Raw genomic sequence first — 14617 nt, 5'->3', positions numbered from 1 at the left:
CCATAAAAATGATTATGAAAAAGTTATTACAAGTTGCGCTGACTTGTATCATATTGATTTCTTTTGCCCAGAATAAAGAGACGATTAAACTAAAAGGAAGCATTCCTAACAATAGCGAAAATGAATATAAAGAGCTGATCGTCATTGATCAGAGAAAAGATAAAATCATCGGAATCCTGCCATTTGATCATCCAAAAGAAATGAGAGAGATCGTTTTTGAAGGATCTCCAGAGGAGGATCTGAGAAAATGGTATCGTAAAAGCAATCTTAAAGGCGGGAAAAAAGAATTGGTTTTGGTTTTAAATGAACTGAAATTATCTGTAAAAGAAACCTCCGATCAAAAACAATTGGGAGTTATGCGTTTTTCTGCTCAGACTTTTTCCAAAGAAGGAGATCAGTATCAGTTTCTGTATAAAAAGGATACCACTTTTGTATTCAGTCATAAAAACGTTTCGGATATGATGGTTAAAAATATTCATCATGTTTTTTCCGGACTTCTTGCTTTAACTTATCATAAAGTACCTCATAAAGATATTTTATCAGCTAATGAAGTTTCAGATTACGAAGCCCATATTAAAAATTCGTACGCTGTTTTTCAGAATGAATCCCTTAAAGACGGAATTTATCTGGACTATATTTCATTCTTTAAGCAGATTCCGGAAGAAGGTTCCGTTTTAGAGAAAAATGAATTTATGGGAACCGTTACAAGAGGAATAATACAAAAGAACGGGAAGGTAAAAAAAATTCCGGCCCAGAAAATTTTTGCCTATGTTGAAAATGGTAAAAGCTACAAGATTCTGAATGATAAACTCGTAAATTTCAACAGAAATGAAAAAGGATTTTATCTGCTGGCCAGGCCGAAAGATGTTTTTCAGAAAGGCATTGACCCGGCTTTTGCTATGCTTGGTCTGGCGGGTGTATTAATAGATGCAGTGGCAACAGAAGTTTTCAGTAATGATACACAACAGGAAATATACATTGATCCGCTTACCGGAGAATACGATCTTTCTGATGAAAAATTAAATAAATTGATACAATAAGATAATGAAAGACAATAATCTCTCGCTTTTTTTTATCTTTGCAAATTACAAGATTCTTAAATGAAAAACATACGAAATTTTTGCATAATCGCTCATATCGACCATGGTAAAAGTACCCTGGCAGACCGTCTTTTGGAGTATACAAATACCGTTACCCAAAGAGAATTACAGTCTCAGACGCTTGATGATATGGATTTGGAGAAAGAACGTGGGATCACCATTAAATCTCACGCTATTCAGATGGATTATGAGTATAAAGGCGAAAAATATATTTTAAACCTGATCGATACACCGGGACACGTTGACTTTTCTTACGAAGTATCCCGTTCTATTGCAGCTTGTGAAGGAGCTCTTCTTATTGTAGACGCTGCTCAGAGTATCCAGGCACAGACAATCAGTAACCTGTACTTAGCACTGGAAAATGATCTGACGATCATCCCGATTCTGAATAAAATTGACCTTCCTTCTGCCAACCCTGAAGAAGTAACTGACGAGATCATGAATCTTATCGGCTGCGAATACGAAGATGTATTAAGAGTTTCAGGAAAGACCGGAGAAGGAGTACATAACCTATTGGAACAGATCGTAGAAAGAATTCCTGCACCGGTAGGAAATCCGGACGGTCCGCTACAGGCTTTGATCTTTGACTCTGTATACAACCCGTTCAGAGGAATTGAAGCTTATTTCAAAGTAGTGAACGGAAGTATTACTAAAAACGAAAAGATCAAATTCTTTGCTACCGGAAAAGAATATGGTGCAGACGAAGTAGGTACCCTTAAACTTAAGCAGGTTCCGAAAAAGACCATCCATTGCGGAGACGTAGGATATTTGGTTTCCGGGATCAAAGATGCCCGTGAAGTAAAAGTAGGAGATACCATCACTTCTTTTGAAAAACCGGCAGATGGACCTATTGATGGATTCGAAGAAGTAAAACCAATGGTATTTGCGGGGATTTACCCTATCGATTCTGAAGATTTTGAAGAATTGAGATTCTCTCTTGAAAAACTGAGACTGAATGATGCTTCCCTGGTTTTTGAACCAGAAAGTTCTGCAGCCCTTGGTTTCGGATTCCGTTGCGGATTCTTAGGAATGCTTCACATGGAAATTGTTCAGGAACGTCTTGACAGAGAGTTCAATATGAACGTAATTACAACAGTACCGAACGTTTCTTATTTTGGATATACTAAAAAAGAACCTGAAGTTCCGATTCTGATCAACAACCCATCCGAAATGATGGATCCTTCTACAATGGATAGAGTAGAAGAGCCTTTCATTAAAGCTTCTATCATTACGAAATCTGACTTTGTAGGGGCTGTAATGACTTTATGTATCGAGAAAAGAGGAGAGATTGTAAACCAAAGTTATTTAACATCAGAAAGAGTTGAATTAATCTTCAATATGCCTCTTGCTGAGGTTGTATTCGATTTCTATGACAGATTGAAGTCGATCTCTAAAGGATATGCATCATTCGATTATCACCCGATCGGATTCAGAGCTTCCAAGCTTGTGAAAATGGATATTCTGATCAACGGAGATATGGTAGATGCCTTGTCTTCATTGATTCACGATTCTAATGCTTATTACATCGGTAAAAGAATGTGTGAGAAGCTTCGTGAGCTGATCCCGAGACAGCAGTTTGATATTGCAGTTCAGGCAGCATTAGGAACGAAAGTTATTGCCAGAGAAACCATCAAGGCATTGAGAAAAGACGTTACCGCAAAATGTTACGGAGGAGATATTTCCAGAAAGCGTAAGCTATTGGAAAAGCAGAAAGAAGGTAAGAAGAAAATGAAGCAGATCGGAAGAGTAGAAGTACCACAGTCTGCGTTCATGGCTGTATTAAAGCTTAATGACTAATTCATTATAAAACAAAAAGAGGCTGTCTCAAAAGTACCCCCTCTCTCGGACTCCTGTCTGACAAATTTTGTCATTTAGGAGATTCTCAGAGCATTAGTTTACCTTTTGAGACAGCCTCTTTTTTGTTATTGAATTTCAAAGTATCTGTCCTGATTTTGAATTATTTTCTTATCATAATTCATCATAAAAGGTTCCGAAGTTGCACTACCGAAAGATAATTTGAATTTTCCTCTATCTTTTCCAGGGAGAAAATTTACTGAAGTAACTATAATTTCGCCAGGTCCAAATTCCCAGTATACACGATTCCAAGATGGGTCTGCGCAGACTAATCCATTATCATTTTTGATTAATTGCCATTTTTTCTTGTCATTTAAAAGAGCAGGAAGTAAGTTTTTAAACTGTGGTAAAATGAGTGTACGGCCGGAAATATTTTTTATAAATACCGGAAACGATTTGTACTTCTTTAATATTCCGGTTTCAAAATTATAAGCATACTTGGGAATTGTATCTTGTATTTTAACTACTATTTTTACATTGTCCGAACCTAACGAATCATAAATGATATTTTTATAAGAAAAAATAACCCTGCCTGGAAAAGGATAAAAGTATTTTGAAAGAATATGATCCCTTACCGAATCCTTATGTATTTTAAAAAACGGCGGCGGAGGTGGCGGAGCCAACATCGTTTGAAAATATTTTACATTTACTTGTGAGGTATCTTTTCCAATATACACTATTCCTGTCCCTGTTTCTCCAAGACCTTCATTGAAATGCTGGAAGCTTAGTTTCTCCTTTTTTTCATAATGTAAGACTATTGAATCTGCAAAAGTGGGTTCTTTTTTGCAAGAAATTAGCCCTAGGATAAGAATAAGGTAAAAAAGCTTTTTCATAATTAAGTAAAAATAGTAAATATTTATTCATAACTTTGCGTATTCATAACGCAAATAAAATTCATGGAGTCTCCAAAAAAAATACAGGATATAAAAGTAGCCGTAGATGCAGTTATTTTCGGATATTTCGATAAAAAAGATCTGCAGATTCTTTTGATCAAAAGAAATATAGAACCCTTTAAAGGTGGATGGGCTCTTCCGGGCGGGCTGGTTCTTGACGACGAAAACCTGGATGATGCTGTAAAAAGAGAGCTGCATGAAGAGGCTGGCATAAAGCCCGATTTTCTGGAACAACTCTATACATTTGGGAACGTAGGACGTGATCCGAGAAACAGAGTGGTTTCTGTGGCTTATCTGGGCCTTGTGAACCCTTCTTATCATGAACTGTTTGCCGATTCTGACGCAGATGATGCACAATGGTTCAGTATCAATAATCTTCCCACCGTTGCTTTTGACCATAAAAGCATTATTGATATAGCCTTAAAAAGACTTCGTACCAAAATTCAATACCAGCCGATTGGCTTTAATCTTCTCAATGAAGAATTTCCCTTTTCAGACCTTGAAAACCTTTACAAAACCATTGTAGGCCAGGAAATAGACCGTAGAAACTTCCGCAAAAAGATCATGAGCTACGGATTGCTTAATGAAACCAATAACGTGAAAAAAGAGGGCAGCGGCAGACCCGGCAAACTCTTTACCTTCAATCAGGAAAAATACAAAGAGCTGGAAGAACAGGGTTTTTACTTTGAAATCAAATAGTTTTTAACCACAAATACCACAAATATTTTACACGAACGATCACCAATGTGATGGCTCAGGCATTGTTAAGAATGATGTTAAAGTATATTTTTTAAAGGAAATTTATTCAAAAGATATATTCAAAATATGCACTCAATAGAAACGGGTTTTAGCCCGTTTTTTTATATCCCAACATTCCGATGGCTTTAGCCGAAACCTGATACATTATGTCTTTGATGTAAAAAATTAGTACCATCAATATTTTTTAGAATTAAATTTTATAATTGAAAATCAGAATGTTATGTTTGTTAGTGTAAAATTAACACAAATAAATTTGGCAGATAAAATGATATTCATTTAAATTTGTGTAAAAATAACACAATAATGAAATACACCTTACAAAATATTAGAAATCAGTTTCAAAAGAAACAAAGAATAAAGTTTTTGTTTTTCTGGGGTCATACCGCTAAAAGTGAAATTACCAAATCATGCTTTAGCCAGTGGTTTACAGGAAGATTTGAAGAAAACGGAATTGTTTATAAAACAGCAGAACATTATATGATGGCAGGCAAAGCAAGATTATTTGATGATCCTGAAACCCTTGAAAAGATATTGCTGGCAGCAACTCCTAATCAGGCCAAAAGCCTGGGAAGAAAAGTGAAGAATTTTGATCCTAAACGTTGGGATGAGCACAAATATGAGATTGTAAAACAGGGGAATCTTTTAAAATTTTCCCAAAATAAAAAATTCGGAGACTTTCTTTTATCTACAAATGATAAAATTCTGGTAGAAGCCAGTCCTTATGATGGCATTTGGGGAATCGGAATGCTGGAAACAGATTCCAGAGCTGAAAATCCTTTATTATGGAATGGTGAAAATCTTTTAGGATTTGCTCTGATGGAGGTAAGAGATGAATTGAGAAGGTAAAAACACAATAACCAGTCACAAAATATTAAGTATGGAAAAGATAGAATTACACCCACAGATATTTCTGATTAAAAACTTTCTGACTCATGAATCATGTGACCGATTTATAAGTGAATCGGAAGACAGAAAATTTGAAGAAGCAAAAATCAATGTTTTTGGACGTCAGCTGATGAACAAAGGCGTTAGAAATAACGACAGGCTGATGATGTTTGACGAAAATACAGCTGAAGATCTTTTTAAAAAAGCAGCTGGATTTTTACCGCAAGAACAGGAAGGATATAAACTTCTGAATTTTAATGAAATGCTTAGGGTTTACAAATATGCTCCCGGGCAGCAATTTAAAATGCACAGAGATGGAAGCTATATCCGAAATGAACAGGAAAAAAGCTTTTATACATTTATGGTCTATCTGAATGATGATTTTGAAGGAGGAGAAACTGAATTTGAAAACCTGTTCACTATAGCGCCCGAAAAAGGGACTGCGCTGGTTTTTTTTCATCCTCTGAGACATGAAGGAAAGACCCTGATCAACGGGCTGAAATATGTACTGAGAACAGATGTGATGTATATAAAAGATTGAAAATGAAAAAATATATGTTTTTGGAAACGGAAACCTTTCCTGGGAAGACTTTCACCGGTTGTATATAGAACCTTTACATACCATTGAGATTTCAGAATGTGAATTTTTAATAGGTGACTTTAGAGGAGCAGACGTCATGATGATGGAGTTTCTGAAAAATAAAACAGCGAAAGTAACCATACTTCATGTGGGAGAAAGACCCAGATATTTTGCCGATACATTCAATACCAAGGCTGGGAACTGGAAAAAAATCGGTGGTTTTCGTTCCGATGCAGAAAGAGATCAACAGGGGATTGCTATGTGTACCCACTTCCTGGCAACAGATTTTAATTCCGATGAAAAAAGAACAAGCGGAACACAGAAGAATATTGAAAAATGTCTTGTATTACAGAAAATAAGGCTGTAAAACTATGTCCTTTTGTTTTTGCGTACTTATAACACAAAATAATAGATTTATGGAAGATTAATTAAAACCAAGATTTATTGAATCATTACAGAGAAATAATGATCAGATCAGAGAAGACCGCGCCAGAACAATTGGAGCAGATTCAGAATTGATCTACAGGCGAAGGGTAGAAGATCTTGAATTGAAAATCAAAAGACTGGAAAGAGAACAGGATGGTCTTATTGACATCAGTCCCTTGGACAGGAACAGTTTAACCTTTGCGGATTTCAATCCCGAAGCATTTGTTCAGAAAGACATGGAATTATCATTAACAATCAGAAATCTGAATATTCAGCTCGAGGTAACCAGAAAGAGATTTGAATATTTATTTGGAAAAACATTTTAAGTTATGGGAAGTACAAGATACGATATAGACGCTCGTTATGACAGAGCAAGCAAAGCAGGCTACCGTACAAAATCTGCAGGTGAGATCTTCACCCAGAATGCCAAAAGAATGGCACACGAATCAATGAATCCTTATGGAGTTTCTTTCAGAGAATCCCGAGACTCAGAAGTTCACCCACATTCAGTTCCTATTATTCTGGGATTGGATGTAACAGGAAGTATGGGACATATTCCCCACGAATTGATCAGAGAGGGGCTGCCAAAACTCATGGGAGGAATCATCCAGGGAGGCGTTCCCGATCCGGCACTTTTATTTCTGGGAATCGGAGATCATGAATGTGATGGCTATCCTCTACAGGCTGGGCAGTTTGAATCAGGAGATGAAGAGTTGGATATGTGGCTTACCCGTACCTATATAGAATCCGGAGGTGGAGGAAATGCCGGAGAAAGCTACCTTTTAGCATGGTATTTTGCTGCTTTTCATACAAGAACCGACGCTTTTGAAAAGAGAAAACAGAAAGGGCTGTTGTTTACCGTAGGAGATGAACCCTGCCTGAAGACACTTCCTGCCTCTGCCATCAGAGAAATTATGGGAACAGGCCAGCAAACGTATACCCATCACGAATTACTGGAAGAAGCAAGAAAAAAATATGAAGTCTACCATATCAGCGTTCTGCATTCAGATCAGGCGATAAGAGCAGACAAAGGATGGAAAGAACTATTGGGGCAAAACTGTATATCAATAGAAGATTACAGAGAAATTCCGAATGTGATTAAAAATATCATTTGCGATCAGGTTAAAGATCAATTCCCGGATACCTCAGGAATGGAGGGATTGGATGGGTTTCACATGCTTTAGAAGATAAAACCTTCCGCGAAAGTATAAGAATGAATTGAATAAGGTTTCACAAGAAAAACAGAAGAACATGAAAAAGGCACAAATCGTTATAGGACTTGGTTTTGGTGATGAAGGAAAAGGAATCACCACAGATTTTTTGGCTCGTCAGAATCCGCAGTCTGTTGTCATCAGGTTTTCCGGAGGGCAGCAGGCAGCACATACCGTGATGATTGGAGATCAAAAACATGTTCATTCCAGTTTTGCAAGTGGAGCACTTCGCGGGTTACCTTCTTATTTTACTGAACATTGCACAATTCACCCGGTTTTTCTGCTCAATGAACAGGAAGAACTGAAAGAAAAGAAAGGAAATATCGAACTGCATATTCATCCGTTGGCAAAAGTAACCACCCCTTTTGATGTCTGGCAAAACAGAACAAATGCCAGAAATCTGGAACATGGAACATGCGGAAAAGGAGTAGGAGCCACCATGAAAAGAAATGAGGGCCCTTATAAACTATTTGCCATAGACCTGATCGCTCCAAGAGAAATGCTGATAGAAAAGCTGAAAGGAATAGCTTACTACTATGGTTTTATAGAAGAAAATGAAATCAGAGAATATCTTCAGACTTTCTTGGAAGCAGTGGATAAAATAGATTGGAAAATAGATGATTATACCTATCTGGACTCATTTGATCATCTTATTTTTGAGGGTAGCCAGGGAATTTTACTGGATATGGACCATGGGGTATTTCCCAACGTGACCTATGCCAGCACAACCTCAAAAAATGCCTGTGAGATCTGTAAACTTCTCAAGATTGAAGACATTGAAATGTATTACGTGACCAGAAGTTATGCAACACGTCATGGAAGCGGCTGGATGAGTAATGAAAAGAAAATCAGTCTTAAAAACAATGAAGAGGAAACCTGTACATTTAATGAATACCAGAAAGAGCTCCGTCTGGGAACAATAGACTATGATCTGCTGAATTATGCTTTGAAACTGGACGGTGCTTATTCTTATCCGGCCAGGAAAAACCTGGTGGTAACCTGCCTGGATCAGACTGATGAAAAATTTGAACCGGAAAAACTGACAACAGAATTTGATACCCTTTACGGATCATATTCACCGAGGTCGGAAAATTTTAAAAAGCTTTCTTAATAGCCACAGATAGAGGGATTAATTTTATATTTAGAGTGGGAATAGAAGGGCAATATTGATAATGAATTAAAAAACGGAATAACAATGAAAACGATACAATATATAAAAGGAGATGCCACGTCCCCACAGGCAAAAGGTATAAAAATAATTGCCCATATCTGTAATGACATCGGAGGTTGGGGCAAAGGCTTTGTACTGGCAGTTTCCAAAAGATGGGAAGCTCCGGAAAAAGAGTACAGAAACTGGCACCGCTTCAGAAGTGAAAATAATTTTGGTTTGGGTGAAATCCAGATCGTACAGGTTGAAAAATACATCTATGTGGCCAATATGATCGGGCAAAAAGGAATCAAAACCGGAAGCAACGGAGTTCCCGTTCGATACGATGCGATAGAGAAATGTCTGGAAACATTAGCTAATGAGGCTTCAGAACTCAATGCCAGTGTTCATATGCCGCGGATCGGATGTGGGTTGGCAGGAGGAAAATGGGAAGAAATAGAACCTATCATAGAAAGAACTTTGCTTAAAAATAATGTGGAGGTATATGTATATGATTTTGAATAAAACGAGCAATCATGAAAGAATTTGAAATAAGGGCAGACTATAGATAGAAGATTTCAATGAAGAATGGATTGTGAAAATAGAGGATTATACCCCTTTGGTAAAGAAAATACTCAACTTTACAAAATCGGGGGACTTTGACAAAGCAAAGAAACTGCTGCCAGTAGAAAAAGTATATCCTTTATCAGATGAACTGGCCCGGAAAATCGGAGCCACAGTTTAAAAAAATAATAACATAAACCAATGAAAACAACAAGACTTTACAGACCGGTGGGCGAAAAAGAAATGCTGCTGATCATAGAAAACGGATTTAAAGGATTTCCACCAAGATTAGAGTGGCAGCCAATTTTTTATCCCGTTCTCGATGAAGACTATGCCTCTGAAATTGCCGAAAAGTGGAATACCAGAGATGAATTCGGGAATTACCTCGGTTTTGTGACGCAGTTTGATGTTTTGGAAGAAGTAGCCATCCAATATCCTGCACAGAATGTAGGAGCGAGAAATCATAATGAGCTGTGGGTTCCTTCTGAAAAGCTTGATACATTCAATGCTGCCATTGTAGGTAAAGTTGAAGTGATCAAGGTCTTTATAGGAAAAGATTTCAAAAAGCCCGCAAATGATGAGGTTGAGAATTTATTATTAAATATAAAAAAACTAACAATGACCAATAAAGAAATGGCAAAAGATACATTGGATATTCTTGCCAAAAAATATTATATAAACGAACACAACGAAACAATAGATATAGAAAACGAACTGGAAGTCAGTAAAAAAGGGACCATTTTGTATTCTCCGGAACAACTTTCAGAAATGACCGAAGCCGCAATGCCGGAAACCCATTTCGAAACCCATTTTGAAACCTGGAAGTGCAGTTCACTGAAAGCGATTTTACAATTAGCGGAAGAAGAAGACCAGGAGAAACTGATGTGTCTGAATTTTGCTTCAGCCAAAAATCCGGGTGGCGGCTTTATCAACGGAGCAGAAGCCCAGGAAGAAAGTCTGGCAAGAACTTCAGGACTCCATGAAAGCCTGCTTCAGGCATGGGATTATTATACCATTCACCGGGCTATGGAATCCTGTTTTTATACAGATAACATGATTTACAGCCCAAAAGTTCCTGTCTTCAGGAAAGATAAAGGAGAATTGCTTACTAAGCCCGTTTTATGTAATTTCATCACTTCCCCGGCCGTAAATGCAGGCGTTGTCAAAAAGCAGGAACCGGAAAGAGCAGGTGAAATACTGGATGCCATGGATGTGAGAACAGATAAAATGCTTTCTTTGGCTTTGCATCAGGGGAATGAAGTATTGATCCTAGGTGCCTGGGGCTGCGGAGTATTCAAGAACGACCCGCAGGAGATTGCAGGACTGTTTAAAAAATACCTTCAGGGGAAATATAAAAACAAATTTAAAAGAGTGGTTTTTGCGGTCCTTACCAGGAAAGAAGAGATGCTGAAGCCATTCGAAGAAATACAATGAAAATTAAGGTAAAAAAATATAAAGAACAGCTGTTGGAATGGCCTCAAAAGGGATACCATATCATGGCACAATATGATGATGAGAAAATCATTGTCTATCAGTCTTACAAAAAAAGAATAGGTGATTTTGCCGTTAAAAATCAATATTTTGGAGGAGACTTCAGCCTTGAAAGAATGACCTGGATCAAACCAAACTTTCTTTGGATGATGTACAGGAACGGATGGGGAACAAAAGAAGGGCAGGAATGCGTATTGGCCATTCATTTAAAGAAAGAAGCCTTCAGAAAATACCTGGAAAACAGCGTATACTCTTCTTATAATGAAAGATTGGGAATATCCAGAGAAGAATGGCAGGATCAGGTAAAAGAATCATCCGTAAGATTACAGTGGGATCCGGATCATGATCCTTTTGGAAACAAACTCGAGCGGAGAGCAATACAGATCGGTTTAAGGGGAGATTTTATTAAATCTTTTGCTAAAGATGATCTGATTTTAATTGAAGATATTTCAGACTTTGTGAAAGAACAATATCAGTTTGTTTTGAATGACGATTTGGATAATCTGATCATTCCGGCAGAAAAACCCTTATTATTTGAGGATGAAAATCTCAATAAAAAACTGAAGATACAATGAAAAATGATAAACTCTTTCTTGCCTCAAAATCAGTCCTTGGAACATCCATAGGAGATGCTTTCGGAGAAAGTTTTTTTGGAGAGGAAAGTCTGATGAAGACTTATATCCACCAAAGAATTCTTCCCGAAACGGCTCTGGATTTTACTGATGATACCATTATGTCAATAGCCGTTTTCAATTCTTTGAGAAAATGGGAACAGATTGATCAGCGTTTTTTGGCAGAAGAGTTTACGAAAAATTATTATCTGGATATGAACCGGGGCTATGGTCCATCCATGCACCAGTATTTCAGAGCAGTGAAAGACGGAGAAAGCTGGAAAGAAGTTTCCTATTCAAAATTTGAAGGACAGGGTTCTATGGGAAATGGAGGAGCGATGAGAGCAACGGCCATAGGAGCTTTCTTTTATGATGATTTTGAGAAGCTTAAAGAAAGTGCAGAGCTTTCCTGCGAGGTGACTCATGCCAACAGAGAAGCAATAGAAGGAACAAAAGCAATAGCTCTGGCGGCAGCTTTTGCAGTTCAGGAAGCATCAGGATTAATAACGCTCGATCAGCAGGAATTTATTCAGAAAATTCAGAATGAATTAGCTGACTCCGATATGAAAAGCAAGCTCAATAAAGCACTTTATCTGGATAAAAATCCAAGTGTAGAATTATTGGTAAGCACACTTGGAAACGGAGTGAAAATGACTGCTCAGGATACCGTTCCACTGGTCATCTGGATGCTGTCAAGATACAGAAAGAACTTTGAAGAATGCCTTTGGAACACCGTTTCAGCTTTAGGAGACAGAGATACAACCTGCGCCATGGCAGGCGGAGTCAGTATTCTTTGCTGTGAAGAAAATACAGTTCCGGGCTGGGTAAAAGAGGTAGAAAATTGGAAAAACAGTCAGTTTTATGGAAATTGAAATCATAAAAGGAGATATTACAAAGATCTCTGCAGATGCGATCGTTAATGCTGCCAACTCTTCCTTACTGGGTGGTGGCGGTGTAGATGGAGCCATTCATAGAGCAGGAGGACCAGAGATTCTGGAAGAATGCAGAGCCATTAGAAACAGACAGGGAAAATGCAGTACAGGAGAAGCTGTGGTAACGACAGCCGGAAATCTTTCCGCGCAATATGTCATTCATACAGTAGGTCCGGTCTGGAATGATGATGAAGAAAGATGCTCAGGGCTTTTATCCAACTGTTATATCAACTCTTTAAAGCTGGCAGACAGCCTGGGAGTCAAAACAATAGCTTTTCCCAATGTCAGTACGGGAATCTATAGATTTCCCAAAACAATAGCAGGAAGAATTGCTGTAGATGAGGTCAGGAAATTTCAGCCAGATCACCTAAAGAAAGTTATTTTTGTATGCTTTGATGATGAAAATGAAGAAATTTATAAAAACCTTTTAACCCCTCTTTGTTAAGGATCAATAATATTCGTGCATTAGTGGCAAAATAAAGCATAGTGTACAAAACAAAATATAAAAACCAATGAAAAAATTAACCATATTAAGCGGTGCGGGAATCAGCGCAGAAAGCGGAATACAAACCTTCAGAGACGGAGATGGTCTCTGGGAAAATCATAACGTAACAGATGTGGCAAGCCCGGAAGGCTGGAGAAAAGACAGAGCCCTGGTATTAGAATTTTACAACCAGAGAAGACGTCAGCTCCACGAAGTACAGCCTAACGATGCCCATAGATTATTGGCAGAGCTGGAAAAACATTTTGAAGTTCAGATCATTACCCAAAATATTGATGATTTGCACGAAAGAGCTGGCTCTACAAATATTCTTCACATCCATGGCGAATTGTTCAAATCATGCTCATGCAATAATAAAAACCTGATCTATGACCAGAAAGACGACATCAATATCGGAGATAAAGCCGAAGATGGAGCCCAGTTAAGGCCTTTTATTGTTTGGTTCGGAGAAGATGTTCCTCTGTATCAGACGGCGAGAGAAATCGTAAAAGAATCCGATATTTTACTGGTCATCGGAACTTCCTTACAGGTATATCCGGCAGCGGGACTGATTCATGATATAAAAGATGACTGTCTTTTAATTGTGATCAATCCTAATGAGACAGGATTTGGCTATGGCCAGAGAGCGGTTGTGATGAAAGAAACAGCGACTCAGGGGATGAAGTTGTTATTTGATAAACTGGTAAATCTTGCCTGATGGGAAATAAGGTAAAAGCAGGGATCGTAGGCGTTTGCATAGGAGATGCTCTCGGTGTTCCGGTAGAGTTCAAAAAGAGAGAAGACCTGAAAATAAATCCGGTCACCAAAATGCTGGAGTATATGTCCTGGAATCAGCCCAAAGGAACCTGGAGTGATGACAGCTCCCTTACGCTTTGCCTTGCGGAAGAACTTACCAAGGGTTACCATCTGGAAGAAATAGGACAGAGCTTTGTAAGATGGAATAAATATGGTCACTGGACTGCCCATGGAAGACTTTTCGATATAGGCGGAACCACAAAACATTCCATTGCAAGACTGATCAAGGGAGAGAGTGCCAGATTTTCAGGCAATATTTTTGCAGAAGACAATGGGAACGGTTCTCTGATGAGGATTCTTCCCCTTGCTTTCTATCTTGAAAATGAAAACGATATTCAAAAGCTTTACCTTAACGTAAAAGAAGTATCCTCCATTACCCATGGACATTTCCGTTCCGTATTTGCCTGTTTTATCTATGTGGTTTTTACCATTCAGCTGATCAAAGGGAAAAATAAAAAAGAAGCGTATTCGCATATGCAGAATGTAGCTTTGGAATATGCAGAAAAACAAGATTTTAACCCAAAAGAGATTGAGCTTTTTAATCGGGTTTTAAAGAATGATATTTCAAAATATTCCGAAGAAGAAATTGAGAGCAGAGGCTATGTACTTCACAGCTTAGAAGCTTCGCTATGGTGCTTCCTAAACTCAGAAACTTACCCGGAAGCCGTTTTAAAAGCAGTCAATCTGGGGGAAGATACAGATACCACGGGAGCCATTACCGGAGGCCTTGCAGGAATTTATTACGGATATGAAAGCATTCCTCAGGAGTGGCTGGATGTATTAGTAAGAAAAGATGATATTGAAAAGCTGTGTGTGGATTTATTTAAAAGCCTTAATTAAAGTATATTAAGAACAATATTGAAAAAA

The 14617-nt window shown here is 38.0% G+C and carries 18 protein-coding genes; 17 read left to right on the top strand and 1 reads right to left on the bottom strand.

The features are described from left to right. The first annotated feature begins 14 nt into the window (after positions 1-14). Together AC106K_RS21210 and lepA are read left to right on the top strand one after the other, a co-directional pair. On the top strand, positions 15-1040 hold the full coding sequence (locus AC106K_RS21210; RefSeq protein WP_482447435.1) for a hypothetical protein: 1026 nt from the start codon (positions 15-17) through the stop codon (positions 1038-1040). A 60-nt stretch (positions 1041-1100) separates the two neighbouring features. Then, positions 1101-2897: a translation elongation factor 4 gene (lepA, locus tag AC106K_RS21205; RefSeq protein WP_482447434.1), complete on the top strand. Its 1797-nt coding sequence runs from the start codon at positions 1101-1103 to the stop codon at positions 2895-2897. A 125-nt stretch (positions 2898-3022) separates the two neighbouring features. Here lepA and AC106K_RS21200 read toward each other — a convergent pair whose 3' ends face one another. Next, positions 3023-3787, bottom strand: coding sequence for a hypothetical protein (locus AC106K_RS21200; protein ID WP_482447433.1), 765 nt, complete (start codon positions 3785-3787; stop codon positions 3023-3025). Positions 3788-3868: 81 nt separating this feature from the next. Between AC106K_RS21200 and AC106K_RS21195 the strand changes: the two genes are divergently transcribed. The 15 genes from AC106K_RS21195 (at position 3869) to AC106K_RS21125 (ending at position 14590) form a co-directional block, all read left to right on the top strand. Continuing rightward, positions 3869-4546 (top strand): NUDIX hydrolase, encoded by a 678-nt coding sequence (locus AC106K_RS21195; protein ID WP_482447637.1) that lies wholly within the window; start codon positions 3869-3871, stop codon positions 4544-4546. 363 nt (positions 4547-4909) lie between these two features. After that, positions 4910-5452: an NADAR family protein gene (locus tag AC106K_RS21190; protein ID WP_482447432.1), complete on the top strand. Its 543-nt coding sequence runs from the start codon at positions 4910-4912 to the stop codon at positions 5450-5452. A 31-nt stretch (positions 5453-5483) separates the two neighbouring features. After that, entirely contained in the window at positions 5484-6032 is a 549-nt protein-coding gene (locus AC106K_RS21185) for a 2OG-Fe(II) oxygenase (protein ID WP_482447431.1), read from the top strand. 58 nt (positions 6033-6090) lie between these two features. Then, entirely contained in the window at positions 6091-6438 is a 348-nt protein-coding gene (locus AC106K_RS21180) for a hypothetical protein (RefSeq protein WP_482447430.1), read from the top strand. Between the two features lie 181 nt (positions 6439-6619). Then, entirely contained in the window at positions 6620-6823 is a 204-nt protein-coding gene (locus AC106K_RS21175) for a hypothetical protein (RefSeq protein ID WP_482447429.1), read from the top strand. 3 nt (positions 6824-6826) lie between these two features. Continuing rightward, positions 6827-7681 carry a hypothetical protein gene (locus AC106K_RS21170; protein ID WP_482447428.1) on the top strand — a complete coding sequence of 285 codons (855 nt, stop codon included), beginning with the start codon at positions 6827-6829 and terminating at the stop codon, positions 7679-7681. 67 nt (positions 7682-7748) lie between these two features. After that, positions 7749-8819, top strand: a complete 1071-nt coding sequence (locus AC106K_RS21165) for an adenylosuccinate synthetase (protein WP_482447427.1) — start codon at positions 7749-7751, stop codon at positions 8817-8819. Positions 8820-8903: 84 nt separating this feature from the next. Then, positions 8904-9380, top strand: a complete 477-nt coding sequence (locus tag AC106K_RS21160) for a macro domain-containing protein (protein WP_482447426.1) — start codon at positions 8904-8906, stop codon at positions 9378-9380. Positions 9381-9423: 43 nt separating this feature from the next. Continuing rightward, positions 9424-9600 (top strand): DUF4291 family protein, encoded by a 177-nt coding sequence (locus AC106K_RS21155; protein ID WP_482447636.1) that lies wholly within the window; start codon positions 9424-9426, stop codon positions 9598-9600. Between the two features lie 20 nt (positions 9601-9620). Further along, complete coding sequence (locus tag AC106K_RS21150; protein WP_482447425.1) at positions 9621-10853, top strand: TIGR02452 family protein; 1233 nt, start codon at positions 9621-9623, stop codon at positions 10851-10853. Then, positions 10850-11485: a DUF4291 domain-containing protein gene (locus tag AC106K_RS21145; protein WP_482447424.1), complete on the top strand. Its 636-nt coding sequence runs from the start codon at positions 10850-10852 to the stop codon at positions 11483-11485. The genes AC106K_RS21150 and AC106K_RS21145 overlap by 4 nt, the downstream gene beginning before the upstream one ends. Further along, positions 11482-12393, top strand: a complete 912-nt coding sequence (locus AC106K_RS21140) for an ADP-ribosylglycohydrolase family protein (protein ID WP_482447423.1) — start codon at positions 11482-11484, stop codon at positions 12391-12393. The genes AC106K_RS21145 and AC106K_RS21140 overlap by 4 nt, the downstream gene beginning before the upstream one ends. Beyond that, positions 12383-12898 carry an O-acetyl-ADP-ribose deacetylase gene (locus tag AC106K_RS21135; protein ID WP_482447422.1) on the top strand — a complete coding sequence of 172 codons (516 nt, stop codon included), beginning with the start codon at positions 12383-12385 and terminating at the stop codon, positions 12896-12898. The genes AC106K_RS21140 and AC106K_RS21135 overlap by 11 nt, the downstream gene beginning before the upstream one ends. A 67-nt stretch (positions 12899-12965) precedes the next feature. Continuing rightward, the gene (locus tag AC106K_RS21130) at positions 12966-13652 is read left to right on the top strand and encodes an SIR2 family NAD-dependent protein deacylase (RefSeq protein ID WP_482447421.1); all 687 of its coding nucleotides are present in this window, start codon (positions 12966-12968) and stop codon (positions 13650-13652) included. Then, entirely contained in the window at positions 13652-14590 is a 939-nt protein-coding gene (locus AC106K_RS21125) for an ADP-ribosylglycohydrolase family protein (RefSeq protein WP_482447420.1), read from the top strand. Before AC106K_RS21130 ends, AC106K_RS21125 begins: the two co-directional genes overlap by 1 nt. Positions 14591-14617 lie beyond the last annotated feature (27 nt).

The organism is Chryseobacterium sp. FR048, from assembly GCF_056844665.1.
The sequence above is the reverse complement of the archived record's forward strand: the minus strand, read 5'-3'. Positions and strand labels throughout refer to the sequence as shown.